This is a genomic window from Pseudomonas sp. EA_65y_Pfl2_P74 (assembly GCF_963970575.1).
Classification (GTDB): Bacteria; Pseudomonadota; Gammaproteobacteria; order Pseudomonadales; family Pseudomonadaceae; genus Aquipseudomonas; species Aquipseudomonas baetica_A.
Genome location: NZ_CAXAOQ010000008.1, coordinates 1 through 26,036 on the forward strand (window position 1 = coordinate 1; position 26,036 = coordinate 26,036).

The window sequence follows — 26,036 nt, forward strand, 5'->3', positions numbered from 1 at the left end:
TACCCAAGCACTGGTCGCACTAGCCCGCAAGCTTGCCCGGGTGGTATTTGCTCTGTTGAAAAACCAGAGCGAATACTCACCTAAAGCGGTTTAGGGGCTAGGCATGAACCATAGAATCTCCCACAGGGGGCGGTGTGGCTTTATTCGATGAAGGTTACAACGCCGTCCTTCAGCGATTTAACGCGAGCCAGCGACTCAACGCGATAGCCCTGCGAATCCAGCTCGGCACGGCCGCCCTGGAACGACTTCTCGATGACGATGCCCAGGCCGGCGACGGTGGCGCCTGCCTGCTTGATGATCGAGATCAGCGCTTGCGACGCCTTACCGTTGGCCAAAAAGTCGTCGATGATCAGCACGCGGTCGCTGCTGGTCAGGTGACGCGGGGAGATGGCCACGGTGCTTTCGGTCTTTTTGGTGAACGAGTAAACGGTCGCCGACAGCAGGTTTTCGGTCAGGGTCAGGGACTGTTGCTTGCGGGCGAAGATCACCGGCACGCCGAGGTTCAGACCGGTCATGATCGCCGGGGCAATGCCCGAGGCTTCGATGGTGACGATTTTGGTGATGCCCGAATCCTTGAACAGCGTGGCGAACTCGTCGCCAATCAGCTTCATCAGGGCCGGGTCGATCTGGTGGTTCAGGAAGGCGTCGACCTTCAGGACCTGGTCGGAAAGCACGATGCCTTGTTCGCGGATTTTCTGGTGCAATGCTTCCATGAAGCTGTCCTCATTTGGCGTTTTGTGCGCCGAAGGTCTAGTAAAAAAAGTGGTCAATTCTAGCGCTTTAGCATCGCGCGTATATCGGCCAATGCGTTGTTGCCCCGCACGGCTTTGACTTCGGTCGGTGTGTCGTCGTTGCCTTCCCACGCCAGATCGTCCGGTGGCAGCTCATCGAGGAAGCGGCTGGGCGCACAATCGATGATTTCGCCGTACTGCTTGCGCTTGGCGGCGAAGGTGAAGGCCAGGGTCTGACGAGCACGAGTGATACCCACGTAGGCCAGACGGCGTTCTTCTTCGATGGTGTCGGCTTCGATGCTGGAGCGGTGCGGGAGGATTTCCTCTTCCATGCCCATGATGAACACGTAAGGGAATTCCAGACCCTTGGACGCATGCAGCGTCATCATCTGCACGCCTTCGGCGCCATCCTCCTCTTCCTGCTGACGTTCGAGCATGTCGCGCAGGACCAGTTTGCCGATGGCGTCCTCGACGGTCATTTCGCCTTCTTCGTCCTTCTCGAGGGTGTTTTTCAACGCCTCGATCAGGAACCAGACGTTGCCCATCCGGTAGTCGGCCGCCTTGTCGCTGGAGCTGTTGGTGCGCAGCCAGTTCTCGTAGTCGATGTCCATGACCATGCTGCGCAGGGCTGAGATCGGGTCTTCGCCGGCGCACTGCTCGCGCACCTTGTCCATGAAACGCTTGAAACGCGACAGGCGATCGGTGAAGCGGCTGTCGAGATGTTCGCCCAGACCGATTTCGTCGGTGGCCGCGTACATCGAGATCTTGCGTTCGGTGGCGTAGTTGCCGAGTTTTTCCAGGGTGGTCGAGCCGATTTCGCGGCGCGGCACGTTGATCACCCTCAGGAAGGCGTTGTCGTCATCCGGGTTCACGATCAGCCGGAAGTAGGCCATCAGGTCTTTCACTTCCTGGCGGCCGAAGAAGCTGTTGCCGCCGCTCAAGCGGTAAGGCACCTGATGGTGCTGCAACTTCAGTTCGATCAGTTTGGCCTGATAGTTACCGCGATAGAGGATCGCGAAATCGCTGTAGGGCCGGTCGGTGCGCAAGTGCAGGCTGAGGATTTCCATGGCCACGCGCTCGGCCTCGGCGTCCTCGTTGCGGCAGCGGATTACGCGGATCTCGTCGCCGTGGCCCATCTCACTCCACAGTTGTTTTTCGAATTCGTGCGGGTTGTTCGAGATCAGCACGTTGGCGCAACGCAGAATGCGGCTGGTGGAGCGGTAGTTCTGCTCCAGCATCACCACTTTCAGGGACGGATAGTCGTCCTTGAGCAGCATCAGGTTTTCCGGGCGCGCACCGCGCCAGGCGTAGATCGACTGGTCGTCGTCGCCCACCACGGTGAACTGGTTACGCTTGCCGATGAGCATTTTCACCAGCAGGTACTGGCTGGCGTTGGTGTCCTGGTATTCGTCGACCAGCAGGTAACGCACCTTGTTCTGCCACTTTTCGAGAATGTCGGCGTGCTCTTCGAAGAGCTTCACCGGCAGCAGAATCAGGTCGTCGAAGTCCACCGCGTTGAACGCCTTGAGCGTGCGCTGATAGTGGGTGTAGACGATGGCGGCGGTCTGCTCCTTGGGATTACGTGCGTTCTCCAGCGCCTGGGGCGGCAGGATCAGGTCGTTTTTCCAGGCGCCGATCATGTTCTTGATCTCGTCGACGCCGTCGTCGCCTGCGTATTCCTTCTGCATGATGTCGGTCATCAGGGCTTTGACGTCGGTCTCGTCGAAAATCGAGAAACCGGGTTTGTAGCCCAGCCGCGCATGTTCCTTGCGGATGATATTCAGGCCCAGGTTGTGGAAGGTGCAGACCGTCAGGCCGCGACCTTCACCGGCACGCAGCAGGGTGCCGACCCGTTCCTTCATCTCGCGCGCGGCCTTGTTGGTAAAGGTCATGGCGACGATGTACTGGGCGCGGATGCCGCAGTTCTGGATCAGGTGCGCAATTTTGCGCGTGATCACGCTGGTCTTGCCGGAGCCAGCACCGGCGAGCACCAATAGAGGGCCGCCGACGTAGTTCACGGCTTCTTGCTGCCGGGGATTGAGTCGGGACATACGAAAATTCGGGAGTCGTTGACGAAATGGGCCGGCATTTTAACAGGCTCAGCGATTTGTGCTGCTCTGTCCGACTTGTGACGCACCACGCGATTCGAATTTGCCGGTTTTGTTACTTTCACGCAGGATGCGCGGAGATTTTGCGGCTAATGTTCTCATTCGTGACAAAAAATAACGTTCTGATAACCGTTGTCATTTGGTCATTGAACGGCGCAACGGCATAATGCCCCGCCCACATCATTGCAGAGTCTAGGGAGCTAGCTTGTCTACGCCTGTCGAACCCTTGCGTTTGCTGCTACTGGCCGAAGAGCCAGCGTGGACAGCGTTATTGCGTGAGTGTCTGGCTCCGATGGGGAGCGCGGCGGTGCTGATCAGCGCGCCGAGCTGGGAGTCGGTCCGCCGTTTGTTCGAAGACAACCGCCACGCGGTGCTGTTGACCGTTCCCGCGTTGCAACCGCTCCCCGGTCGTTGCTGCCTGCCGACGGTATTGTTGCTGGACCAAGAGCCAGCCACCGCGCCCGTTGGCGTCAGCGACTGGCTGGTGTTCGATGCCCTTGACGCCGGCATGCTGCGTCGTTGCCTGCGCCATGTGCGCGAACGCGGCCTGCTGGAAAACACCCTGCAACGCCTCGCCGAACAGGATCCGCTGACCGGTATCGCCAATCGTCAGGGTTTTCAGACCTTGCTCGCGGCGCGCCTCGCGGAAAACGACGGCCGTGGTCTGGCGCTCGGGCATCTCGATCTCGACAACTTCCGCCACGCCAACGACGCCCTCGGCCATCAGGCCGGCGACCGCTTGATCCTGCAAGTGGTGTCGCGGCTGAAGAATCAGCTGGAGGCCGGCGATCAGTTGGCGCGGTTGGGCAGCGACGAATTTGCCTTATTGATCGACACCCGCCGGGCCCCGCAACGCGCCGAGTGGATGGCCGAACGGATCACCGAAGCCTTGGCCGAACCGTATTGGGTCGATGGCGAAAGCCTGCTGATCGGCTCCAGCCTTGGTATTGCACATGCCCGCGCCCAGGGCGGCGCCGATCCGCTAATGTGGCACGCGCACATCGCCATGCAGCAAGCCAAGAGTACCCAGGGCTGCACCTTTCATATCTTCAACGAGCGCATCAACCGCAACGCGCGAAGCATGGCTGACCTGGAAAGCGAGTTGCGCCGGGCTTTGCGCCGCGATGAACTGGAGCTGCATTACCAGCCACGTTTGAATCTTGCAGACGGGCAGATCGTCGGCCTCGAAGCTCTGGTGCGCTGGCGTCATGGCGAGCGTGGTCTGTTGCCGCCCAGCGAATTCGTGCCGCTGGCTGAGCAGAGCGGTCTGATCGTGCCGCTCGGTTACTGGGTGATTTCCCGGGCGCTGCGGGACATGCAGGCGCTGCGCGAGCGCGGACTGCCAGCGCTGCACATGGCGATCAATCTGTCGTTCCGGCAGTTTCAGGACAGTCAGTTGCTGCCGACCCTCAGCCGTTTGATCGCCGAACGTGGTGTCGAGGCGCAGTGGCTGGAATTCGAACTCACCGAAACGGCCGTCATGCGCCGCAGCGATCTGGTCAAACAGACCATGGACGCCCTCGGTCGCCTCGGCGTGCGCTTCTCGCTGGATGATTTCGGCACCGGTTTTTCGTCGTTTGTGCACCTCAACAGCCTGCCGATCACCTTGCTGAAGATCGATAAAAGTTTTGTCGGCGGCATGGAGCAGCGCGAAGAGAACCGCAAACTGGTGCACGCAATGATCAACCTCGCGCACAACCTGCATCTGGAAGTGGTGGCCGAAGGGGTGGAAACTCCGGAACAGCTGGAGTTGCTGCGCGGCTTTGCTTGCGATCAGGTGCAGGGTTATCTGATCAGCCGGCCGCTGCCGTTGGCGGAGTTGGTTGAGTACCTGACGTTCGGTTCCAGCCAACAGCCAGTAATGGAAATCGTGAGCTGAACACAAAACCCAATGTGGGAGCGAGCAAGCCCGCTCCCACAGGGGAATTTTATTCAGCCTGAGCGATATTGAAGCCTTGCGATTGAGGCTCGCGCCGAATCATCCGCTTCATCTTCCACTCAAACGCCAGTGTCAGGCTCACTGCCGCGCACGCCAAGCCCAGCGCCAGGCCCCACCAGACGCCCGTCGGTCCCCAATTCAGGTGAAACGCCATCCACCACGCGGCCGGCGCACCGATCAACCAATAGCAACCGAGCCCGACCAGAAATGTAGTCTTCGCGTCCTTCAAGCCGCGAATGCAGCCCATGGCAATCGTCTGGGTGCCGTCGAACAGCTCGAACCACGCCGCCACTGCCAGCAGGCTCACCGCCAGTCTGATCACCTCGGCGAACGCCGGATCATTGTGATCCAGGAACAGGCCCACCAACTGATTTGGCAGCAGCCAGAAGACCATCGCAAACCCGAGCATGGCCACCGCGCCGAACACGATCCCGACCCGCCCGGACATCCGCGCATCGTTCAGTTGCCCGGCGCCGTAATGCTGGCCGATGCGCATGGTGATCGCGTATGACAATCCCGCCGGCACCATGAACGCCACCGAAACGATCTGCAGGGCGATCTGATGCGCGCCCAATTGCGTACTGCCCATGGTGCCCATGCACAGCGCTGCGAAGGCGAACAACCCGACTTCCACCGCATAGGTGCCGCCAATCGGCAGGCCGAGGCGCCACAGCTCTTTGAGGTATTGGCGGTTAGGCCGCGACAGGCCGGCGCGCAACGGATAAGCGTCATAGGCCGGGTGCCGACGAATGTGCCAGGCCAGTGCCAGCGCCATGCAGTTGGCAACAATCGCCGTGACCAGACCGATGCCCATCAGCCCGAGTTTCGGCAGGCCGAACATGCCAGTGATCAGTGCGTAATTGAGCAGGAAGTTGGCCACAGTGCCGGCCAGACTGATGACCATGACCGGGGTCGCCCGGCCAATCGCGCTGGTGAAGCCGCGCAGGGCCATGAAACTCAAATAGCCGGGCAGGGCGAATGGCAGCGCAATCAGGAACTGGCCCGCAGCGTTGACGTTGGTTTCGGTCTGGCCGAACAGCAGCAGCACCGGTTTGAGGTTCCAGAGCAGCAGCCCGGCGCCCAGTGCCATCAGCCACGCCAGCCATAACCCGGCCTGGGTCAGGCGTGCGGCACCGATGATGTCGCCCGCGCCCTTGCGGATCGCCACCAGCGTACCGACCGCAGCGATAACGCCGATGCAGAAAATCGACACGAACGAGTAAGTCGCCGCGCCGAGACCGCCGCCAGCCAGAGCCTCGGGACTCAAGCGCGCCATCATCAAGGTGTCGGTCAGCACCATCAGCATGTGTGCCAACTGTGAAGCAATCAGCGGCCCTGCCAGCCGCAGGATGGCCCAGAGTTCGGTACGCACAGGATGCTGCATGGTCATCACCACTCGATTGACAGAGGGAACTGGAGACCGTCGATTCTCGGCGCATGCACGCGATTGCACAAAGGGATAAAAAGGATGGGTGGCATGATTAAAACTCATCCTGAGCGGATTCTGCTAAGTTGCTCTCGTCCCGCTATAGGAGCTTTCTGAATGTCTCGTCGTCTTCCTCCTTTGTATGCCCTGCGCGCATTTGAAGCGGCGGCGCGGCATAGCTCGTTTACGCGCGCCGCTGAAGAGCTGTCGATCACCCAAAGTGCAGTGAGTCGGCACATTCGCACGCTTGAGGATCATTTTGCCTGCCGCTTGTTTCACCGCAGCGGGCGCCACCTGCAACTCACCGAGTCGGCGCGCATGTTGTTGCCGGGCATCCGTGAAGGTTTTACCGCCCTTGAGCGGGCCTGCAACACCTTGCGCGCCGAGGACGACATCCTGCGCATGAAAGCCCCGTCAACACTGACCATGCGCTGGCTGCTGGCACGGCTCAGTCGCTTCCGCCATTTGCAACCGGGCAACGAGGTGCAACTGACCAGTGCCTGGATGGATGTGGATTCGGTGGATTTCAACGATGAGCCCTTTGACTGTGCCGTGCTGCTGAGCGACGGCCATTTCCCGCCGGACTGGGAAGCCAGCCTGCTGTTTCCCGAAGAGCTGATCCCGGTGGGCGCCCCCAATCTTCTCAACGACCAGCCGTGGGACGTCGCGCGACTGGCGTCCACCGAGTTATTGCACCCGACCCCGGATCGACGCGATTGGCGCAGTTGGCTGGAGTGCATGGGGCTGTCCGATCAGGTGTCGCTCAAGGGCGGGCAGGTGTTCGATACGCTGGAGCTTGGCATGATCGCGGCGGCTCGGGGTTATGGCGTGTCGATGGGGGATCTGCTGATGGTCGCCGAAGATGTCGCGCAAGGTCGCTTGAGTTTGCCGTGGCCGACCGCGGTTGCCAGTGGACTCAACTATTACCTGGTCTGGCCCAAAACCCGTCCGGGAGGTGAACGTTTGCGCCGTCTGAGTGATTTTCTGCAAGGTGAAGTCCGCGCCATGGAATTGCCGACCGTCGTTCGCTTGAGCTGAAACGTTCGAGCCCTCACAATGCCGGCCTTGTGCCATAACCTTGCTAATTGCTCAAGTATTGGGTTTTTCCGCCGAATACGTGCTTGTGGAACCGTCGTGCCGGTGTCCGCGATTCACCCCATTCTTAGAATTTTCCGAGCAAGTGCTGCGATCAAGGAGGATCCGGTGGCTCGGCCAGGAGCTATCCATGTCTCAACCTCGCGCCCGGATCGCCTCACAACTGGGCCTCGCGCTCGCTGTGATATTGGCGATTGTCATCAGCGGCAGTACGGTTTTCGCCCTGCGTTCGCTGGATACCGCCAACCTCGCCACTCGTGAAGAGCATCTGGCCAGTGAGGCCCGCCTGCTGGCTGACCAACTGAGCACTTTCCACGGCACCTTGCGTGAAAGCACGCAGCGCCTGAGCGGGTTGTTCGAAAAGCGATTCAGCACAGGTTTGAGCATTCACCCGAGTGAGCCGGTGACCGTTGCCGGCACCCAGACGCCGGGCCTGCACCTGGGCGGCGAAGTGATGAACAACAACTTCAAGGAAGTTGACGAATTCCAGCAGATGACCGCCGGCGTCGCCACGCTGTTTGTGCGCAGCGGCGAAGATTTCGTGCGGGTCAGCACCTCGTTGACCAAACAGGACGGCACGCGCGCCATCGGTACTTTGCTTGATCACACTCACCCGGCCTATGCGAAGTTGATGGCAGGGCAGGGCTACGTGGGTCGTGCCGTGCTGTTCGATCGCTCCTATATGACCCAATACACCCCGGTGCGCGACGGCAGCGGCAAGGTGATTGCGGTGCTGTTCGTCGGTTTCGACTACACCGACGCGCAAAACGCCCAATTTGAAAACCTCAAGCGCTTCCGCATCGGTCAGACGGGCTCGCTGGCATTGCTGGATGAGCATAACAAATGGCTGGTTCCGCCAGCCGGCGTGCAGGCGCAGGATCAAGCGATTGCAGTGATCAGCGGTTTGGCCAAGACGCCGGGCAAGGGCCAGTTCTGGAGCGACAAGGCTGAAGACTTCTACAGCGTATCGGTGCCGTTCGACGGCGGGCCGTGGTCGGTGGTGGCAAGCATGCCGAAAGCCGAGATTCGCGCGGTGACCTGGAGCGTCGGCACCCAACTGGCAATCGGCAGCCTGCTGGCGATGTTGTTGGCGGTCGGTTCCGTGGTCTGGTTGCTGCGCAGCAAACTCGCGCCATTGAGCGACCTGGTACATCAGGCTGAAGCCCTGGGCGCCGGTGATCTGAGCGTGCGTTTGAATGTGTCCAGCAATGATGAAATCGGTCAGCTGTCTCGCGCGTTCAACCAGATGAGCCAGGCGCTGTCGACCATGGTCGAGCACATCCGCCGTGCCTCGGAAGAGGTCAACAGCCGTGCGCAGGCACTTTCCGGCCTGTCCGGTGGCGCATACGACGGCATGGAACAGCAGTCCGGCGAAATCACCAGCATGGCCGGCGCGGTTGAAGAGTTCAGCGCAACCTCGCTGGACATCGCCGACAACATGGGTGCCACTCAGCGTCTGGCTCAGGAAAATGCCCAGCAAACGCAGATTGGTCGCAGCTCGATGGAAGAGGCTTCGTCGTCGCTTGAGCAAATCGCGGGCGCCCTGAACAGCACCGCCACGGTGATCAACACCCTCGGCCAGCGCTCCCAGGAAATCGGTGGCATTGTCGGCGTGATTACCTCGATTGCCGAACAGACCAACCTGCTGGCGCTCAACGCGGCGATTGAAGCTGCCCGCGCCGGTGAACAAGGTCGCGGCTTTGCCGTGGTGGCTGATGAAGTGCGTAGCCTGGCCTCGCGCACGCGTCAGGCCACCGATGAAATTTCCAGCATGATCCACAGCATTCAGCAGGAAACCGGTAATGCGATCAGCACGATGGAACAAGGCAATGTGCTGATGCAGGAAGGTTTGTCGCGCAACGCCAATGTCGCTTCGGCACTGGCGCGGATCGATGAGCAGAGTCGCTCGGCCGGGCAACAGTTTGCCGCGATTACCACCGCAACCCAGGAGCAGAGCAGCACGGCGACCTTGCTGAGCAGCAACTTGCAGAGCATCGCGTTGGCCAACAGTGAACAGCGTGAGGTTGTTTCCAACCTTGCGGTGACGGCTAAAGAGCTTGAGAAATTGGCGGCGGACTTGCGTTCCGAGGTTGATCGTTTTCGTTGATGCGGCTTTGAAACAGCCATCGCGGGCAAGCCCGCTCCCACAGGTATATCGGTTGTGCGCAAAAATTGCGCTCGCCGTTGAACCGTGCGGGAGCGGGCTTGCCCGCAATTGCTTGCGCGGATCAATCGCAGCTCTACTTCCGTCATTACACTTGCTGAATCGTTTCCGCAGCGCTATAAAAATGGCACAACTCCAATAAAGGCTGCTGCCATGACCCTGCTCAAACTCGTTGCCGCACTCGGCGCGCTGTCCGCTGCTTCCCACGCCATGGCTTGGGATTACGTGCTCCTCGATACCAATAAGCCCGCGCAAAACTGGAGCATCACCAGTGAACAGCTCGGTGTGAAAACCGACAAACCCTTCTCCGTCAGCTTGCGTACCCTCCATGGCGGGCGGCAGGAAGGTGTCAGCATCGTTGATATCGACAATGGCACGATGAAACTCTCGGTGGTGCCGACCCGTGGCATGAATGTCCTGCACGCCTCCGTTGGCAACGTGCGCATGGGGTGGGACTCGCCGGTCAAGGAGGTGGTCAACCCGGCATTCATCGAACTCAATGGCCGCGGCGGATTGGGCTGGCTGGAAGGTTTCAATGAACTGGTGACCCGCTGCGGCTACGAATGGGTCGGCCATCCCGGCATGGACAAGGGTGAGTTGCTGACCCTGCACGGACGCGCTGCCAACATTCCGGCCAGTACCGTTACGCTGCACATCGACGAAAAACCGCCTTACGCCATCAGCCTGCGTGGCGAGTTGAAAGAGCAGGCGTTCAAGAAAGTCGATTTCTCTGTAGCCACCGAACTGGTCACCGAGCCCGGCAGCGTGCGTTTCGCACTCAACGATACGCTGACCAACAACGGCGATTATCCGAAGGAATACCAGGCGCTGTATCACAGCAACTTCAGCACGCCGTTCCTCGAACAGGGCGCACGTTTTGCTGCGCCGGTAAAACAGGTGTCGCCGTTCAACGACAAGGCCAAGGATGAATTGGCGAGTTGGCAGACGTATCGCGCACCAACCAAGGACTACGACGAAACCGTCTACAATGTCGTGCCCTATGCCGACGCCAAAGGCGAGACCCTGGCCGTTTTGCACAACAAGGCCGGCAGCCTTGGTGTCTCCGTCGGCTTCAATACCCAGCAATTGCCGGTGTTTTCCCTGTGGAAAAACACTGACACCCAAGGGCAGGGCTATGTCACGGGGCTGGAGCCAGGCACCAGTTTCTCCTACAACCGCCGCTATCAGCGCCCGCTGAGTCTGGTGCCGACCATTGCGCCGAAGGAACACAAACAGTTCCAGATCAGCTACAGCCTGCTGGCGGACAAAGGGGCTGTGGATAGCGCCTTGAAACGCGTGACCGAGATTCAGGCCGGGCGTGCAACCGAAGTACGGCAGACACCGCTGGTTGATCTGACCGAGCATTAAGGCGTCGCCGGCCGGTATTGCAGCGCTTCGGCGAGGTGTTCACGCCTGATTGCATCGACTTGCTCAAGGTCAGCCAGGGTTCTGGCGACCTTGAGTAACCGATGGGCCGAGCGCAGCGATAGCGTCAGCCGTTCACAAGCTGATTCCAGCCAGGATTCGTCGGCTGTGGATAACGTGCAGTGCCTCTTCAGGCCCGGAAGATCAAGAAATGCATTGGCGCAGCCTTGACGCTTTTGCTGTCGTTCACGCGCCTCGGCCACCAACGCCGCTGCGCTGGCACTGTCCTCTCCCGGCTTCACCTGTGGGTTCAGCGCCGTTGCTTCCCGCGCCACCGTCAGGTGCAAATCGATCCGATCCAGCAACGGCCCCGACAGTTTATTGCGATAACGCTGCACCATGTCCGGTGTGCACGAACACTTGCCGCTCGGCTCGCCAAGATATCCACAGGGGCACGGATTCATCGCCGCCACCAACTGAAACCGCGCCGGGAAACGCACGCGATCCTTGGCCCGCGCAATCACGATATGCCCGGACTCCAATGGCTCGCGCAGTACCTCCAGTACCTTTCGGTCGAACTCGGGCAACTCATCGAGGAACAGCACGCCATGGTGGGCGAGGGTGATTTCGCCGGGCTGCGGTTTGGAGCTGCCACCGACCAGTGCCGGGCCGGACGCTGAGTGATGGGGTTGGCGAAACGGCCGCTGTGGCCAATGGGTCAACGGGATGCCGCTGGCCACCGACTGAATCGCTGCCACTTCCAGCGCTTCGCATTCAGACAGCGGCGGCAGCAGCCCCGGCAAGCGACTCGCCAGCAAGGTCTTGCCCGTCCCCGGTGGCCCGCTGAACAACAGGTTGTGCGCGCCCGCCGCTGCAATCAGCAGGGCGCGTTTGGCCGACAATTGTCCCTGCACTTCATTGAGGTCGGGGTAGGGTTTGGTGGCATGGATCAAACCGTCAGAAACGTAAGGCTCGACCGGTGTATGCCCATTGAAATGGGCGACTGCCTCCAGCAAATGATCCACCGCAAACACCTTCAACCCTGAAGCGAGACACGCCTCCTCGGCATTTGCCCGTGGCACCACCAGCGCCCGCCCGGCCTTGCGCGCCGCCAGCGCTGCCGGCAACACTCCTCGCACTGGCCGCACGGCGCCGGACAATGCCAGCTCACCGAGACACTCCACATCGTCCAGCGTGAGACACGGCACCTGCACACTCGCTGACAGAATCCCCAAGGCAATCGCCAGATCAAACCGCCCGCCATCCTTGGGCAGATCCGCCGGCGCCAGATTCAAAGTGATCCGCCGCGCCGGAAACTGCAGTCCAGAATTGATGATCGCGCTGCGCACGCGATCCTTGCTCTCCTTCACCGCCGCCTCGGGCAGGCCGACCATGGTCAGCGACGGCAGACCGTTGGCCAGATGGACTTCGACGGTAACGGCGGGAGCATCCACGCCAATTTGGGCGCGACTGTGGACGATGGAGAGGGACATGGTCGTTCCTTGAGCTGAATCGGGAGCCGCTTCCTGCGGGCTTTTTTAAGGGTAGTAGGGGGCGGGAGAGTTGGAGGGGTGGGGGCGTGGGTAAACTTTCACGGGATGTTGCGAACGTATGGCTCTGGTCGCAACCGGGAAATGACTATTGGATGTCGTCTTGTGGCCGCCAGCCTTGAACCTGCGGTGGTTACACTGGCCTGTGTCGAAATCGTGAAGAGTTGAAACGTGACAACGGCCGTGAAACAGATAGAGCAAATCCAAGTGCTAATCGAGGCGGATCCAGTGCGTATGCGGATATTGCGTCTGGTGCAGAGCCTTGGATTACCTGATTGCTGGATAGGGGCGGGATTTCTGCGCAGCGCCGTATGGGATCGATTACACCAGCGCGTTTATTCGCCATTGCCATCGGACATTGATGTCATCTGGTTCGATCAAGAGCGGGCCACTGTTGAATCAGACACTGAACTGGAGGCTTGCTTACGGAATATTGACGCCTCATACAACTGGTCAGTGAAGAACCAGGCGCGTATGCATCTGCGAAATGCTGATGCGCCTTATGCGAGCGCAATTGATGCCATCAGGTTCTGGCCGGAAACAGCGACGGCAATTGCCATAAGGCTCGGTACGCAGGGCGTTCTGGAGGTCGCAGCACCGCTTGGTCTGGATGACCTCTTCGATCTTGTTGTTCGGCCTACTGCGAGGTTCCAAACCGAGAAGCATGCAGTTTACCTGGATCGTTTACGTACCAAGGATTGGCTGGGTGTATGGCCAAACCTGAAGGTTATCGACTACTGACAATTGTTTGCAGGCCTCAACCATCAGGGCGGGTGAAGCTGTAAGGCGTTAGGTAAGTGTCATCTTGATTCATCGAACAGCTCCTCTTGCTTTAGGGCTGCCCTCGATCGTCGCCAAACGATCGGGTGGCAGTTGTACGCGGGTTGGCGAGCCGGAGCAAAAGGAACCCGGCAGACCCGAAGATCTCCCACGCACAACCGCCATAACTCGATGAGGCGTTACATCTAGCCGCCATCAGATGGTGGTCGTGCGCCTTAAGCTTTCCAGGTCGCCAAACTCAGTGCTGAATATTCAGCATAGGGTGAGCTTAGGAACCGGGGCTTTTCGGCGCAATCGGACGGCGGTCACTCAGGTTGTAGGACGTTGCCGAGATCATTGAAGGGCTGAAGATCAAAAGATCGCAGCCTTCGGCAGCTCCTACAGGGGGAGCAGGGTTACTCGGCTGGCGGATTCAGCTTCGCTTCCATCTCGGCCACCTTCGCTTCGAGGCTCTCAAGGCGAGCGCGAGTGCGCGCCAGCACAACCATCTGGCTATCGAACTCTTCACGGCTGACCAGATCGAGTTTGCTGAAGGCACTTTGCAACAGCATCTTGAACTGGCTTTCGATTTCGGCTTTCGGCAGCGGGGTGTCGCCGCTGAACAGGCGAGAAGCGGTGCCGCTCAGGGCGTCGAGGAAGTCTTTGGGCGCGAGCATGGGAAGTGTCCTGGAAACAATGGCCGGCAGTGTATCACGCAGTGTCTATAGTCAATCTCGCAGGCCGGGATGCACGCTTTTCGCGCAAGAGCATGGGCGGCAGCGCACCGTTGTTGTGCGTAACCGGATGGCCTTTTGCACGAAGGTGCTTGCGACAGCGGCCAAGCGATTGAAATCAGTGGGTTTTGGCGAGATGGCAAGGTTTCTGCTTAGTGACCTGTGACCCATGCACTGATGCAGTCGCTGTGACGAATGCAGTGCGGCAGGCGGAACGGGGAGTTTCGTCTGATGCGGTTAGCTGGCGTCAGTCGGGCAGTCAAGGCCGACGATGCGTTACAAAGCCAGGCACTGCGCTTAGACTTGAGTCGGGTTTGTTTTCCTGGGGCAAGTCCACCAATTCGGGAGAAAGTTTCATGAAGCTAGTCACTGCCATCATCAAGCCGTTCAAGTTGGACGACGTGCGCGAGTCGCTGTCCGAAATCGGCGTGCAGGGCATTACCGTTACTGAAGTCAAAGGCTTCGGCCGGCAGAAGGGTCACACCGAGCTGTATCGCGGCGCGGAATATGTGGTCGATTTTCTGCCCAAGGTGAAAATCGACGTGGCCATCGACGACAAGGATCTGGATCGCGTTATCGAGGCGATAACCAAGGCGGCCAACACCGGCAAGATCGGTGACGGCAAGATCTTCGTGGTCAATCTGGAACAGGCGATTCGTATCCGTACCGGCGAAACCGATACCGACGCGATTTAAGCCGCCACAAACCCCAACGCCCCAGGAGAAAACAATATGACTCTGCGTAAATTCGCAGGGCTAGGAGCCCTGTTGTCCATCGTAATGCCAAGCCTTGCAATGGCGGCAGACGAAGTGGCGGCCCCAGTCCTCAATTCCGGCGACACGGCCTGGATGCTCACCTCGACAGCCCTCGTGCTGTTCATGACCATCCCGGGCCTGGCGCTGTTCTACGGCGGCATGGTTCGCTCCAAAAACATTCTTTCCGTGATGATGCAGTGCTTCGCCATTACCGGTCTGATCAGCATCCTGTGGGTCATTTATGGCTACAGCATTGCGTTCGACACCACCGGCATGGAGCAGGGCGTCGTCAACTTCAACTCGTTCTTCGGCGGCATGGGCAAAGCGTTCCTCGCTGGCGTTACACCTGACAGCCTGACCGGCCCGGCCGCGCTGTTCCCTGAGGCGGTGTTCATCACCTTCCAGATGACCTTCGCAATCATCACCCCGGCGCTGATCGTCGGTGCGTTCGCCGAGCGGATGAAGTTCTCCGCGATGCTGATCTTCATGGGCGTGTGGTTCACCCTCGTTTATGCGCCGATCGCACATATGGTCTGGTCCGGTAACGGCGGCCTGCTGTGGGACTGGGGCGTACTCGACTTCGCTGGCGGCACCGTTGTGCATATCAACGCCGGTATCGCAGGTCTCGTGGCGTGCCTGGTGCTGGGCAAGCGCAAAGGCTTCCCGACCACTCCAATGGCTCCGCACAACCTCGGTTACACCCTGATGGGCGCGGCGATGCTGTGGTTCGGCTGGTTCGGCTTCAACGCCGGTTCCGCTGCGGCGGCCAACGGCACCGCCGGTATGGCGATGCTGGTCACTCAGATCGCTACCGCTGCGGCGGCGCTGGGCTGGATGTTCGCCGAGTGGATCACCCACGGCAAACCTAGCGCACTGGGCATTGCCTCGGGTGTGGTGGCCGGTCTGGTTGCGATCACTCCGGCTGCCGGCACCGTGGGCCCGATGGGCGCACTGGTCATTGGTCTGGCGGCGGGTGTGGTGTGCTTCTTCTGCGCCACCACCCTGAAACGCAAACTCGGTTATGACGACTCCCTGGATGCGTTCGGCGTACACGGTATCGGCGGTATTCTCGGCGCGATCCTCACCGGTGTGTTCGCTGCACCGTCGCTGGGTGGCTTCGGCACTGTCACCGACATCGCCGCTCAAGTATGGATTCAGTGCAAAGGCGTCGGCTTCACGGTGATCTACACCGCGATCGTCACTTACATCATCCTCAAGGTACTGGACGCCGTGATGGGGCTGCGTGTGACTGACGAAGAAGAGTCGGTGGGCCTGGATCTGGCACAACACAACGAACGCGGCTACAACCTGTAAGTACGCGCACTCAAGAATTTGCCCGGTTCGCCGGGCATTTTTTTGTCTGGGATTTGTCATTGAAGGACAAGCTGAAAGGATTTTTCGTACGGCTTTTGTCGTGTTTATGAAGGGTGTTTTTCTGCGGGCAATGGCTTACACCATTGCAGGAATATTAGGGCCTTTGTTTTTTCCCAGAGCGCGCTAGAATGCGCCCCGAACGTGCGGAGAACTGTATGTGGCAGCAGACTCTGATAACCCTGCGGGCGCGACCCCGGGGCTTTCATCTGGTGACGGACGAGTTGATCAATGGCCTGCCTGAACTCAAGGCGTGCCGGGTCGGTCTTTTGCATCTGTGGCTGCAACATACCTCGGCGTCGTTGACCATCAACGAGAACGCCGATCCGGCGGTCCGTCGCGACTTCGAACGATTTTTCAATCGTCTGATCCCACAAGGAACAGACGGCTATGAGCATAACGACGAAGGCCTGGACGACCTCCCGGCGCACTTCAAGGCCAGCGTGCTGGGTTGCCAGATCTGTCTGCCGGTTTCGGCAGGTCGACTGGCACTGGGCACCTGGCAAGGCGTTTATCTGGGCGAGCACCGTGATCATGGCGGTGCCCGTAAAGTCCTTGCCACCTTGCACGGTGAAGGGGCATAGCCGCTGATCAGCAGCGGCGAATGATTTTTTAACGGCGACTTTCGACAGTTGCCAAAGCTGGTCTATAACTAATCTGCTTTTCGCAAGTCATGAGGTAGAACATGAGCGACGATGATCTGGAAAACGACGACCTCGAAGTAGGCGACGAAGACGAGGCCGAGGAAGGCCTGGAAGCAGCAGCGGAAGACGTTGCTGACGACGATGGCGGTGACGATACGCCGGCCCCGGCTGCCAAAGGCAAAGCCAAGGCTGCGGTGTCGGTTGACGAGTTGCCGAGCATTGAAGCCAAGAACAAGGAGCGCGACGCCCTGGCCAAGGCCATGGAAGAGTTCCTGTCGCGAGGCGGAAAAGTGCAGGAAGTGGAGGCCAATGTGGTCGCCGATCCGCCCAAGAAGCCGGACAACAAGTACGGCAGCCGCCCTATCTGAGGCGTGCCGCTTGCTTGCTGAAAAAGCCCGCCGTCGCTGCGGGCTTTTTCATGTCTGAAATAAAGTTTTTTGGGTGCGCCGCTATCCCTCGCGGGAGCGGGCTTGCTCGCGAATGCGGTGTGTCAATTTGAGGAAGCATTCCAGCGTGCGAGCACCGCCGGCAAATCAGTCAGGCTGCGAATTTCGGCATCCGGCAAATGCTCCGCTTCCCAGACTTTGCCCGCCGGGTTGAACCATACCGCGCGTAATCCCGCTTGCTGCGCCCCGGCGATGTCGTCGCCTGGATGATCGCCAATGTGTACGGCCACCTCAGCGCTCACGCCACCACGCTGCAAGGCTTCGTGAAACAGCCGCGCATCTGGTTTGGCAATGCCGATGTCCTCGGCGCACAGCGCGAACTTGAAGTAATCCGCCAGCCCTAAACGACGCACATCGGCATTGCCGTTGGTGACCACGCCGAGGGCGTAATGGTTGGCGAGAATCTCCAGCACCGGCTCGACCTCGGGAAACACTTCGATCTGATGCCGTGCATGCAGAAACACTTCAAAACTCTTGTCCGCCAGAACCGAGGCTTCGCCGTGGGTGTATCCCGCTTCTTCCAGGGCATGGAACAGCACTCGCCGACGCAGCGCGCTGATGCGGTGTTTGAGGCCCGGTTCATTGGCCAGCACCCGCTCGCGGATCGACCACAAGTGTTCCACCGGCAGCGCGCCCAGATTCGGTGCGTGTTCGCTCAACCATTCGCGTAAAACCGCTTCGGCGCTGGCGATCACCGGAGCGGTATCCCACAGGGTGTCGTCGAGGTCGAAGGTGATCAACTGAATGCTCATGAATCATCGCCTTTCATGCGTTTGGCCCGTGGATGGGCGCTGTCGTAGACCGCCGCCAGGTGCTGGAAGTCCAGATGGGTGTAGATCTGCGTGGTCTTGATGTCCGAGTGGCCGAGCAGTTCCTGCACCGCGCGCAGATCCTGCGAGGATTCCAGCAAGTGGCTGGCGAAGGAGTGCCGCAGCATGTGCGGATGCAGGTTCTGCCCCAGTTCGCGTTCGCCGGCGAGTTTGACCCGCACCTGAATCGCTCGCGGGCCAAGGCGCCGGCCTTGCTGGCTGACGAACACGGCGTCGTCAGCGGGGTTGGTCATCGCCCGCAACGGCAGCCAGTGCTCCAGTGCTTCGCGGGCCTTTTTACCCACCGGCAGCAAACGGGTTTTGCTGCCCTTGCCTCGCACTTGGACCATGCCGTCGGCGAGGTCGAGCTGATCGAGATTGAGCCCGGTCAGCTCGGAAAGGCGCAGGCCGGAGGAATAGAACAACTCCAGAATCGCCTGATCACGCCGTGCCAGAAAATCATCCTCAACGGCGCCTTCAAGCAGTTGCAGTGCGCGGTCGGTGTCGAGGGTTTTCGGCAGGCGGCGTTCGCCTTTCGGGGGCGCCAGACCGGTGGCCGGGTCGTGGTCGCAAAGGCCTTCGCGATTGAGATAGTGATAGAGCCCGCGCACTGCCGACAACAAGCGGGCGAGACTGCGCGAAGACTGGCCCTGTGAATGCAGGCGAGCGACCAGGCTGCGCAGGCGCTGGATGTCCAGCGCGCTCCAACTGGCGATGTTCTGCTTGATGCACCAGTCGAGCACTTTATCGAGGTCGCGGCGGTAGGCCGACAGCGTGTGCGGCGACACCTGTCGCTCACTGCGCAGGTGTTCGCAGTAAGCGTCCAGTTGCCGTTCCATGCTCAGCGTACCGAGCGCAGGGAGCTGTTGACCCGTGGCAGCACGCGGCCCATGACTTCGGCGATGTAGCTTAAGAACAGCGTGCCGACCGAACTCTTGTAATGCTGCGGGTCGCGGCTGGCGATGGCCAGAATCCCGTGGATACCTTGATGGCTGACGGCGACCACGGCGGTGGAGCCGATCTGCTTGCGCTGTTCTTCGCCAAACAGGAAGTCCAGCTCATGTTCACGCAGGGTGCCGCTGACACTTTTGCCTTCGGTGAGCAAGCCGCCGATGGCGGTTTGCGCGTCGGCGTGGCTGACCCAGCGGCCGACCGGGGCCGGGTTGTCGCCAAGCAGGATGAGGCTGACAAAAGGCACCTGAAAGTCCTGGCGCAGGCTATCTTCGACGCAGATGACCACGTCTTCGAGGCTGCTGGCGTCCATCAGGGCGAGGATCAGGCGGCGGGTCTTGTCAAACAGCCGGTCGTTGTCGCGGGCGACGTCCATCAACTGCGAAAGGCGATGACGCATCTCGATGTTGCGGTCGCGCAGAATGGTCATCTGGCGTTCGACCAGCGACACGGTGTCACCGCGTTGGTGGGGAATGCGCATCGCCGGCAGCAGTTCCTGGTGTTCGACGAAGAAGTCCGGATGAGCCTCAAGGTATGCGGCAACCGCTGCCGCCTCCAGGCTCTCGGACGCTGATTCGTCGGACTGTCGGGCGGGTACCTGAGGCTTATCGGTCATGGCTTCTGCTCACTCAAAGACGCACTTGTCCTTCGTATACACGTACTGCCGGACCGGTCATCAGCACCGGTTGGCCAGGGCCTGCCCATTCAATGGACAGACGCCCGCCGGGCAAGTCGATCAACAGCGGCGAATCCATCCACCCCTGACTGATTGCAGCAACCGCCGCGGCACAAGCGCCGGTGCCGCAGGCCTGGGTTTCCCCGGCGCCACGTTCCCAGACGCGCAACTGCGCGCGGTGGCGGTCGATGACCTGGAGGAAACCGACATTGACCCGCGCCGGGAAGCGCGGGTGGTGTTCGATTTTCGGCCCCAGTTCATGCACCGGTGCATTGTTGATGTCCTGCACACGCAGCACGGCGTGTGGGTTACCCATCGACACGGCGGCCAGTTCGACCGTGGTGCCGTCGACTTCGAGCTGATAGCTGATAGCCTGCGCCGGTGCTTCGAACGGAATGTCCGCCGGCACCAGGCGTGGAGCGCCCATGTTCACACCGATCTGGCCGTCGTTACGCACGTCCAGTTCGATGATGCCGCCCTTGGTCTCGACGCGGATCTGGCGTTTGGCGGTCAGGCGCTTGTCGAGCACGAAGCGGGCGAAGCAGCGCGCACCGTTGCCGCACTGCTCAACTTCGGAGCCATCGGAATTGAAGATCCGGTAGCGGAAATCCACGTCCGGATTGCTCGGTGCTTCGACGATCAGCAACTGGTCGAAACCGATGCCGGTGTGCCTGTCGCCCCACTGCTTGGCGTGTTTGGGCTGAATGTGCGCGTGCTGGCTGACCAGGTCGAGAACCATGAAGTCATTGCCCAGGCCGTGCATTTTGGTAAAACGCAGCAGCATGGGTTACTCCGGCAGCAGGCTTTCGCCGGCAAACAGCTCGGCCACGGTTTCGCGGCGGCGCACTTCAAATACTTTGTCACCGTCTACCAACACTTCGGCGGCACGGCCACGGGTGTTGTAGTTGGAGCTCATCACGAAGCCGTAGGCACCGGCCGAATGCACGGTCAGCAAGTCGCCTTCTTCCAGCGCGAGCTCACGGTCCTTGGCGAGGAAGTCGCCGGTTTCGCAAATCGGGCCGACGATGTCGTACTTGCGCGCGGCCGTGTCGCGTGGTTTGACGGCGGTGACGTCCATCCAGGCCTGATACAGCGCCGGGCGGATCAGGTCGTTCATGGCCGCGTCGACGATGGCGAAGTCTTTGTGTTCGGTATGCTTGAGGTATTCGACCTGCGTCAGCAGCACGCCAGCGTTGGCGACGATGAAACGGCCCGGCTCGAACACCAGCGCCAGATCGCGACCGTCCAGGCGCTCGCGCACGGCTTTGATGTAGTCAGCGGCCAATGGCGGCTCTTCATCGCGATAACGCACACCCAAACCACCACCGAGATCGATGTGGCGCAGGTGAATGCCGCAATCGCCGAGACGGTCGACCAGAGCCAGCAAGCGATCGAGCGCGTCGATGAAGGGCGGCAGCGTCGTCAGTTGCGAGCCGATGTGGCAATCGACACCGATCACTTCCAGGTTCGGCAGATGCGCGGCGCGCACGTACACGTCTTCGGCGTCGGCAATGGCGATGCCGAACTTGTTCTCTTTGAGACCGGTGGAAATGTACGGGTGGGTGCCGGCGTCGACGTCCGGGTTCACACGCAACGAAACCGGGGCGCGAACGCCCAGCTCGGCGGCGACGACTTGCAGGCGTTCGAGTTCGTCAGTGGATTCGACGTTGAAGCAGTGCACGCCGACTTCCAGGGCACGACGCATGTCGTCACGGGTTTTGCCAACGCCGGAGAACACGATCTTGTCGGGGCTGCCGCCAGCGGCGAGTACGCGCTCCAGTTCCCCACGCGAAACGATGTCGAAACCGGCGCCGAGGCGGGCCAGGACATTCAGAACGCCGAGGTTGGAGTTGGCTTTGACGGCAAAGCAGACCAGGTGCGGCATGCCGGCCAGCGCATCGGCGAAGGCCAGATACTGGGCTTCGATGTGTGCGCGCGAATAAACGTAGGTGGGCGTACCGAAACGGTCGGCGATGGCGGACAGCGCCACACCTTCCGCGAACAGCTCCCCGCCACGGTAGTTAAAAGCGTCCATGGCGATCCCTTATTGGTAAACGTCGTGCTTGTGTGCTTTGGACGGCTGCTTTTGCGAAGACTGGGCTTGCTCGGCCGGGTCCTGATCGTCATCCGGCAGGTACAGCGGGCCTTTTTGACCACAGGCCGAAACGAGGCAGGCAACCGCGACGAGCGCAGCAAGGGAAGAGATCAGGCGCTTCATGGCGAAATCCTTGAAAATGCGTTAATTGCGCCGGAGTATACCGGCCACCCGGCAGCTTGCCTATGCGACGGGGTTCCCGTCCGGCGGGGGCACGGATACGCATCATGCCCTGTGGGAGTGGGCTCGCTCGCAAAAGCGGTGTGTCAGGCCGAGAACAGGTTGAACTTGCCGGCCTCTTCGCGAGCAAGCCCGCTCCCGCCGGTAGTGCGTTTGGTCCTTGGTCGTTATCCTTTGCAATCGGCCGGCGGCGTCCGTATCTTTCGGCGCTTGAGCCTGATCAGACATTTTTTGAGGTTGCCGCAATGAGTTTGTCCGAAGCCCGTTTCCACGATCTGGTCGATGAAACCCAGGAAAAACTGGAAGACATCTTTGATGAAAGTGACCTGGATATCGATCTGGAAAGTTCGGCCGGCGTGCTGAGCGTCAAGTTCGAAAACGGCTCGCAGCTGATCTTCAGTCGTCAGGAGCCATTGCGTCAGCTATGGCTGGCGGCCGTGTCCGGTGGTTTCCACTTCGACTACGACGAAGAGAGCGAGCGCTGGATGTGCGACAAGAGCGAAGAGCAGTTGGGCGAAATGCTCGAGCGCATCGTCAAGCAGCAGGCCGGTGCCGAATTCGACTTCGAAGGTCTGTGATTCCGTGACTGACACCGCTCCCGTTCGTCCGCCCAAGCCGCTCTACAGCAACATCAGTCCGGCGGTGCCTTCGCCGTGTAGCGGGGTGTGCCGGCTGGACGAACAAAAGGTCTGCCTCGGCTGTTTCCGGCATGTCGAAGATATTCGCGAGTGGCGTTCGGCAGACGATGAGCGGCGGCGGGTGATTTGCGCGCAGGCACAGCAACGTCGCGCCACAAGGGCGTGACTTGTATATTTTTTGAGCTGTGATAGTGTCCGAACACGCCTCAACCCATCGAGGCCTGATGAAAACCCCGTCTTTTTTTGGCGGGGTTTTGCTTTTTTTGTGTGCAGAAGAAAGGAGTCTGCTCGGATCATGACCGCACCTTCCATCACCCTTACTCGTCTGGACGTGCAGCGTCTGGAGCGCCTGATCGACAGCCTGGACGACACGCTGCCGGGCGTTATCGCGCTGCAAACCGAACTGGATCGCGCCGATACCCTGGTCAGCCACGAAGAAGTGCCTGCCGATGTCGTCACGATGAACTCCCGCGTGCATTGCCGCGAAGAAAGCAGCGGCAAGGATTATCACCTGACGTTGGTCTATCCCAAGGATGCCAACGCCGATGAAGGCAAGATCTCGATTCTGGCGCCGGTTGGCAGTGCGCTGCTGGGCCTGAAGGTCGGTCAGCACATCGACTGGCCGGCACCCGGTGGCAAGACCCTGAAACTGACCTTGCTGGAAGTCGAATCGCAGCCGGCCAACGGCGGCGATTTCCGCGAATAAGCCTGCCTCAGACCTGTTCGAGCGCCTCGTTCAGGGCGCGCTCCAGATCCGCCTTGTAGCGTAGATACAGATTGCTTGAACTTTGCCCATCACCGAGCAGGCCCGACAGGTCCAGGTCGGTGATGTAGCAGCGATAGCGCTCGGTCTCGCGGCGCTGTTCGACGATTTCCCGGGCGACCACGCTGAACAGTTGGTCGCCATGTTCCAGCTCGCTGAATTCCCGTTGATTGCAATACAGCGTGACCTGCACTTGCCCCGGTGCGGCTTTGCCGACAATTGCCTGCACGTCGTAGAACGGTTTGTTGACCGGTGTCTGCGGTGCTGGCCGCGCTTCGACCCGCCGCGCCCGTCCCGGGCCAGACGGCAATAACTGGTAATACAACGTCTCGAAGCTGGCAGCCGAGCCGGCATCCATCGGCAGCACCGCTTCACGCCGGAACTGGATCGATTGCAGGAATCGTTGCAGCGGCACCAGCAGACTCTGTTCGTCGTGATACGGCAAATGTTGTTGCCACAATGCGTTGAACTCATCCAGCACGTACAACTCGGCCTGTTGCTCGGTGATCCGGTAGAACACCTGAATGGACTCGGGCTGACCCATCGGCAGGATCAGCGCCAGGTCATGTTCATCGAGCGCCATCGGGTCCAGATGCAACGGACTGTAGCTCGGCTGTTCTTCGCCGAGGTAGTCGAGCAAGGCGGGCAGGGTGGCAAGGGCGACATGGTTGACCTGGCCGGGCACCAACTCCAGAACGTGATAGTGCTGCTGCACCTGAATCAGGTAGCGGTGATTCAACTCGCTGAGCAACAGATGCTGTGCCGTGTCGACGATTTCTTCAACACGGCGGGCGATGAACTGCGCGCGGTTGTGGCAGAAACAACGCACCTTCAGCGACGGTTGCATCGGCCCGCGAGGCAGGTTGTTGAGATAGTCGCGCAGGCAATCAAGCAAAGCATGAGGGCCGTCGAAGCGGTTGACCAGCACTTCGTTCCAGCTATTGAGCGTGACCTGATCGAGGGTCAGCACGAGGTTTTCGCGTACCCCGGCGTAGCTCAGCGAGTCGGTGCGTTCGGTGGTCATCACGATATTCAGGTCACGGTGATGCTTGAGCGGGTCGACGCCGACATTGACCAGAATCAGCACTTCGCCGGGCACGGCGGCGCGCAGCAAGGGCTCTTCCGCCACCGTGGGCAAGGGCAGGGCGATGCTCTGTTGCAGGCTGCCGAGCAGGTTGAACAGCTCGAACTCGCTCAGGTCACTCGTGCCCGGGTGCAGGGCCAGTCGGGTACTGCTGTCAATCACGCCGTTGCGGTGGCACCAGGTCAGCAGTTCGAGTAGCTGGCGACTGCGCTTGATCGGCGCGAAGTGTTCCCACTCAAGTGCCGTGAGGCTGCCGTTGTACAACCCCCACTGGGTTTGCCCCGGCTCTTTTTTGTTCGGCGACTGCACCAGCGTCAGGGTGTCTTCGGCCAGATCGGGGGCGATGCCGGGGTTGATGAACTCGACCTTGTCAGCCTTGCGCTCGAAGGCTGCATATAGACGACGACCGAGAACGTTGAGGTCGCGTTTGTTGATCAGGCTGACGGTCTGTTCGGTACGGGCGAACTGGGTCAGGAAGCGATAGCTGTAATTCAACTCGTTGACCAGCGCCCGGCGTTCGGCGCTGACCTGACGGACTTTCCACTGGCTACGGCTATCGAGCAGCGCCAGTTGCCGTTGATCCCAATGCCACTCGCTGGCCAGACGTTCGAGCAAGGCGCGCTGCCAGCTCTGAGTGCGGCTATTGCCAGTGAGTTTGCGGTTGACCTTCAGGTACAGCGCTCGGCGCACCAGTTCCAGGCGCTCTGGCTCGTTGCGGGCGGTAAGGTATTCCTCGATGCGCCGGTACACGACCATGTACGGGTCCAGTTCATCCAGATCCAGCCGGTTGGCGAACACCGCTTGCTTGAAGCGCAGGCTCAGGCAATGCACCTTGGGGTGTTCGCTGGCGTAGACCTCGGTCAGCAGCAGTTTGAGCACCGACTTGTAGGGTGACTCGATGCCCTTGAACAGCTGCCACAACCCGGCGCCGATGAACTCCCCCGGCGGAATCGTCGCCAGATGTCCGAGGTCGAGGGTCTCGTCGGCGCGGATGAAGCGCTTGGAAATCAGCGTGTGAGTGTAAGTATCGTAGGCCGTTTCTTGGTAAACCGGCACCAGCCACCAGATTGGCGTGCGCCCGGCCAGCCAGATTGCGGTGCGGTAGAACTCGTCCAGCAGCAGATAGTGCTGAGTGGTGCCGCAGTCTTCGGAACTGAGCTGGGTGTCGCGCTCACCTTTGACGAAGCGGACCGGATCGATCAGGAAAAAATGCGCCTCGGCGCCCTGGGTAGCCGCCCAGGTTTCCAGCAACTGACATTTTTTGCGCAACTCGGCGAGTTCGCTTTCGTTCAGGTCCGGCGCGTGGCAGACCCACACGTCCATGTCGCTCTGATCGGCCTGGGCCAGCGTGCCGAGGCTGCCCATCAGGAACAGGCCGTGAATCGGGCGCGGTGGATTACTGCCGTGGCGCGGCTTGTAGGAGAACGATCGGGTCAGGCGTTGGGCTTCGGCGAGGGCGTTGGCGTCTGGCTCGTAATTGGACAGGCCCGCCGGCGTGCTGCCTGAAACGTAGCCCGGCAGCAGCGGATGATTGACATGAAAGAACAGCGGCAACAGCGTCAGCACGCTTTGCTGGCGCGTCGACAGACCTTCCAGTGCGCGGCCCAGACGACCTTCATTGAGTTTGAGAAAACGCGCACGCAGTTGGCTGAGGACCTTGCGGTCAATTCCCTCGTCCAGGTCGGGGCGGATTTCGTGGGTGCGCGTCATATCAGCTCAAACCGGCTCGCGGGCTCGGACGTTAAGGGGCTCG

Annotated in this window: 24 protein-coding genes; 12 read left to right on the forward strand and 12 right to left on the reverse strand. The window is 60.4% G+C overall.

The window, feature by feature from the left end:
* Positions 1-140: 140 nt before the first annotated feature.
* Both AACY18_RS07750 and rep read right to left on the reverse strand, forming a co-directional pair.
* Positions 141-713 carry a xanthine phosphoribosyltransferase gene (locus tag AACY18_RS07750; RefSeq protein WP_003229440.1) on the reverse strand — a complete coding sequence of 191 codons (573 nt, stop codon included), beginning with the start codon at positions 711-713 and terminating at the stop codon, positions 141-143.
* 59 nt (positions 714-772) lie between these two features.
* Positions 773-2,782, reverse strand: coding sequence for a DNA helicase Rep (gene rep, locus AACY18_RS07755; RefSeq protein WP_339433769.1), 2,010 nt, complete (start codon positions 2,780-2,782; stop codon positions 773-775).
* Between the two features lie 262 nt (positions 2,783-3,044).
* On the opposite strand from rep, the gene AACY18_RS07760 reads away from it, so the two are divergent.
* A complete protein-coding gene (locus tag AACY18_RS07760; RefSeq protein ID WP_339433768.1) occupies positions 3,045-4,718 on the forward strand; it encodes a putative bifunctional diguanylate cyclase/phosphodiesterase in 1,674 nt (557 codons plus the stop codon).
* A gap of 49 nt (positions 4,719-4,767) precedes the next feature.
* Here AACY18_RS07760 and AACY18_RS07765 read toward each other — a convergent pair whose 3' ends face one another.
* Positions 4,768-6,162: a NorM family multidrug efflux MATE transporter gene (locus AACY18_RS07765; RefSeq protein WP_339464694.1), complete on the reverse strand. Its 1,395-nt coding sequence runs from the start codon at positions 6,160-6,162 to the stop codon at positions 4,768-4,770.
* Positions 6,163-6,321: 159 nt separating this feature from the next.
* Between AACY18_RS07765 and AACY18_RS07770 the strand changes: the two genes are divergently transcribed.
* From AACY18_RS07770 to AACY18_RS07780, 3 genes are all read left to right on the forward strand, one after another.
* Positions 6,322-7,242: a LysR substrate-binding domain-containing protein gene (locus tag AACY18_RS07770; protein ID WP_339434281.1), complete on the forward strand. Its 921-nt coding sequence runs from the start codon at positions 6,322-6,324 to the stop codon at positions 7,240-7,242.
* A gap of 187 nt (positions 7,243-7,429) precedes the next feature.
* Positions 7,430-9,406: a methyl-accepting chemotaxis protein gene (locus AACY18_RS07775; protein ID WP_339464636.1), complete on the forward strand. Its 1,977-nt coding sequence runs from the start codon at positions 7,430-7,432 to the stop codon at positions 9,404-9,406.
* A gap of 210 nt (positions 9,407-9,616) precedes the next feature.
* On the forward strand, positions 9,617-10,831 hold the full coding sequence (locus AACY18_RS07780) for an aldose 1-epimerase family protein (RefSeq protein ID WP_339464637.1): 1,215 nt from the start codon (positions 9,617-9,619) through the stop codon (positions 10,829-10,831).
* On the opposite strand, the gene AACY18_RS07785 is transcribed toward AACY18_RS07780, so the two are convergent.
* Positions 10,828-12,321: a YifB family Mg chelatase-like AAA ATPase gene (locus AACY18_RS07785; RefSeq protein WP_339464638.1), complete on the reverse strand. Its 1,494-nt coding sequence runs from the start codon at positions 12,319-12,321 to the stop codon at positions 10,828-10,830. The genes AACY18_RS07780 and AACY18_RS07785 overlap by 4 nt on opposite strands.
* Positions 12,322-12,612: 291 nt before the next feature.
* Between AACY18_RS07785 and AACY18_RS07790 the strand changes: the two genes are divergently transcribed.
* On the forward strand, positions 12,613-13,119 hold the full coding sequence (locus tag AACY18_RS07790) for a nucleotidyltransferase family protein (protein WP_339464696.1): 507 nt from the start codon (positions 12,613-12,615) through the stop codon (positions 13,117-13,119).
* Positions 13,120-13,553: 434 nt separating this feature from the next.
* Here AACY18_RS07790 and AACY18_RS07795 read toward each other — a convergent pair whose 3' ends face one another.
* On the reverse strand, positions 13,554-13,814 hold the full coding sequence (locus AACY18_RS07795) for an accessory factor UbiK family protein (RefSeq protein WP_016772581.1): 261 nt from the start codon (positions 13,812-13,814) through the stop codon (positions 13,554-13,556).
* 413 nt (positions 13,815-14,227) lie between these two features.
* Here AACY18_RS07795 and glnK point away from each other — a divergent pair, with 413 nt between their 5' ends.
* From glnK to sutA, 4 genes are all read left to right on the forward strand, one after another.
* Positions 14,228-14,566, forward strand: a complete 339-nt coding sequence (glnK, locus tag AACY18_RS07800) for a P-II family nitrogen regulator (protein WP_002555808.1) — start codon at positions 14,228-14,230, stop codon at positions 14,564-14,566.
* 36 nt (positions 14,567-14,602) lie between these two features.
* Positions 14,603-15,940 carry an ammonium transporter gene (locus tag AACY18_RS07805; protein ID WP_221730843.1) on the forward strand — a complete coding sequence of 446 codons (1,338 nt, stop codon included), beginning with the start codon at positions 14,603-14,605 and terminating at the stop codon, positions 15,938-15,940.
* A gap of 215 nt (positions 15,941-16,155) precedes the next feature.
* Entirely contained in the window at positions 16,156-16,581 is a 426-nt protein-coding gene (locus tag AACY18_RS07810; protein WP_339464640.1) for a secondary thiamine-phosphate synthase enzyme YjbQ, read from the forward strand.
* Positions 16,582-16,682: 101 nt separating this feature from the next.
* Entirely contained in the window at positions 16,683-17,009 is a 327-nt protein-coding gene (sutA, locus tag AACY18_RS07815; protein ID WP_007920420.1) for a transcriptional regulator SutA, read from the forward strand.
* A 122-nt stretch (positions 17,010-17,131) separates the two neighbouring features.
* Here sutA and AACY18_RS07820 read toward each other — a convergent pair whose 3' ends face one another.
* The 6 genes from AACY18_RS07820 to lptM are packed head-to-tail and all read right to left on the reverse strand — an operon-like array spanning position 17,132 to position 21,741.
* Positions 17,132-17,839: an HAD family hydrolase gene (locus tag AACY18_RS07820; protein WP_339430482.1), complete on the reverse strand. Its 708-nt coding sequence runs from the start codon at positions 17,837-17,839 to the stop codon at positions 17,132-17,134.
* Entirely contained in the window at positions 17,836-18,735 is a 900-nt protein-coding gene (gene xerC, locus AACY18_RS07825) for a tyrosine recombinase XerC (RefSeq protein ID WP_339464641.1), read from the reverse strand. The genes AACY18_RS07820 and xerC overlap by 4 nt, the downstream gene beginning before the upstream one ends.
* A 2-nt stretch (positions 18,736-18,737) precedes the next feature.
* Positions 18,738-19,463: a DUF484 family protein gene (locus AACY18_RS07830; RefSeq protein ID WP_221730839.1), complete on the reverse strand. Its 726-nt coding sequence runs from the start codon at positions 19,461-19,463 to the stop codon at positions 18,738-18,740.
* Positions 19,464-19,476: 13 nt separating this feature from the next.
* On the reverse strand, positions 19,477-20,307 hold the full coding sequence (gene dapF / locus AACY18_RS07835) for a diaminopimelate epimerase (RefSeq protein ID WP_339430480.1): 831 nt from the start codon (positions 20,305-20,307) through the stop codon (positions 19,477-19,479).
* A gap of 3 nt (positions 20,308-20,310) precedes the next feature.
* A complete protein-coding gene (lysA, locus tag AACY18_RS07840; RefSeq protein ID WP_339430479.1) occupies positions 20,311-21,558 on the reverse strand; it encodes a diaminopimelate decarboxylase in 1,248 nt (415 codons plus the stop codon).
* Between the two features lie 9 nt (positions 21,559-21,567).
* On the reverse strand, positions 21,568-21,741 hold the full coding sequence (gene lptM / locus AACY18_RS07845; protein ID WP_007911098.1) for an LPS translocon maturation chaperone LptM: 174 nt from the start codon (positions 21,739-21,741) through the stop codon (positions 21,568-21,570).
* Positions 21,742-22,043: 302 nt separating this feature from the next.
* On the opposite strand from lptM, the gene cyaY reads away from it, so the two are divergent.
* From cyaY to rnk, 3 genes are all read left to right on the forward strand, one after another.
* Positions 22,044-22,376, forward strand: coding sequence for an iron donor protein CyaY (cyaY, locus tag AACY18_RS07850; protein ID WP_339430478.1), 333 nt, complete (start codon positions 22,044-22,046; stop codon positions 22,374-22,376).
* Positions 22,377-22,380: 4 nt separating this feature from the next.
* Entirely contained in the window at positions 22,381-22,602 is a 222-nt protein-coding gene (locus AACY18_RS07855; RefSeq protein ID WP_339430477.1) for a DUF1289 domain-containing protein, read from the forward strand.
* A gap of 129 nt (positions 22,603-22,731) precedes the next feature.
* Positions 22,732-23,142, forward strand: coding sequence for a nucleoside diphosphate kinase regulator (gene rnk / locus AACY18_RS07860; protein ID WP_221730835.1), 411 nt, complete (start codon positions 22,732-22,734; stop codon positions 23,140-23,142).
* A gap of 7 nt (positions 23,143-23,149) precedes the next feature.
* Here rnk and AACY18_RS07865 read toward each other — a convergent pair whose 3' ends face one another.
* A complete protein-coding gene (locus tag AACY18_RS07865) occupies positions 23,150-25,993 on the reverse strand; it encodes a class I adenylate cyclase (protein WP_339464642.1) in 2,844 nt (947 codons plus the stop codon).
* Positions 25,994-26,036: the final 43 nt, after the last annotated feature.

Coding starts and splice junctions, on each gene's coding strand:
- dapF (WP_339430480.1), bottom strand. CDS start 20,307: ATGCTGCTGCGTTTTACCAAAATGCACGGCCTGGGCAATGACTTCATG.
- AACY18_RS07775 (WP_339464636.1), top strand. CDS start 7,430: ATGTCTCAACCTCGCGCCCGGATCGCCTCACAACTGGGCCTCGCGCTC.
- lptM (WP_007911098.1), bottom strand. CDS start 21,741: ATGAAGCGCCTGATCTCTTCCCTTGCTGCGCTCGTCGCGGTTGCCTGC.
- AACY18_RS07790 (WP_339464696.1), top strand. CDS start 12,613: ATGCGGATATTGCGTCTGGTGCAGAGCCTTGGATTACCTGATTGCTGG.
- AACY18_RS07770 (WP_339434281.1), top strand. CDS start 6,322: ATGTCTCGTCGTCTTCCTCCTTTGTATGCCCTGCGCGCATTTGAAGCG.
- cyaY (WP_339430478.1), top strand. CDS start 22,044: ATGAGTTTGTCCGAAGCCCGTTTCCACGATCTGGTCGATGAAACCCAG.
- AACY18_RS07765 (WP_339464694.1), bottom strand. CDS start 6,162: ATGCAGCATCCTGTGCGTACCGAACTCTGGGCCATCCTGCGGCTGGCA.
- AACY18_RS07810 (WP_339464640.1), top strand. CDS start 16,156: ATGTGGCAGCAGACTCTGATAACCCTGCGGGCGCGACCCCGGGGCTTT.
- AACY18_RS07795 (WP_016772581.1), bottom strand. CDS start 13,814: ATGCTCGCGCCCAAAGACTTCCTCGACGCCCTGAGCGGCACCGCTTCT.
- AACY18_RS07750 (WP_003229440.1), bottom strand. CDS start 713: ATGGAAGCATTGCACCAGAAAATCCGCGAACAAGGCATCGTGCTTTCC.
- rep (WP_339433769.1), bottom strand. CDS start 2,782: ATGTCCCGACTCAATCCCCGGCAGCAAGAAGCCGTGAACTACGTCGGC.
- AACY18_RS07805 (WP_221730843.1), top strand. CDS start 14,603: ATGACTCTGCGTAAATTCGCAGGGCTAGGAGCCCTGTTGTCCATCGTA.
- AACY18_RS07780 (WP_339464637.1), top strand. CDS start 9,617: ATGACCCTGCTCAAACTCGTTGCCGCACTCGGCGCGCTGTCCGCTGCT.
- AACY18_RS07785 (WP_339464638.1), bottom strand. CDS start 12,321: ATGTCCCTCTCCATCGTCCACAGTCGCGCCCAAATTGGCGTGGATGCT.
- glnK (WP_002555808.1), top strand. CDS start 14,228: ATGAAGCTAGTCACTGCCATCATCAAGCCGTTCAAGTTGGACGACGTG.
- lysA (WP_339430479.1), bottom strand. CDS start 21,558: ATGGACGCTTTTAACTACCGTGGCGGGGAGCTGTTCGCGGAAGGTGTG.
- AACY18_RS07820 (WP_339430482.1), bottom strand. CDS start 17,839: ATGAGCATTCAGTTGATCACCTTCGACCTCGACGACACCCTGTGGGAT.
- sutA (WP_007920420.1), top strand. CDS start 16,683: ATGAGCGACGATGATCTGGAAAACGACGACCTCGAAGTAGGCGACGAA.
- xerC (WP_339464641.1), bottom strand. CDS start 18,735: ATGGAACGGCAACTGGACGCTTACTGCGAACACCTGCGCAGTGAGCGA.
- AACY18_RS07830 (WP_221730839.1), bottom strand. CDS start 19,463: ATGACCGATAAGCCTCAGGTACCCGCCCGACAGTCCGACGAATCAGCG.
- rnk (WP_221730835.1), top strand. CDS start 22,732: ATGACCGCACCTTCCATCACCCTTACTCGTCTGGACGTGCAGCGTCTG.
- AACY18_RS07865 (WP_339464642.1), bottom strand. CDS start 25,993: ATGACGCGCACCCACGAAATCCGCCCCGACCTGGACGAGGGAATTGAC.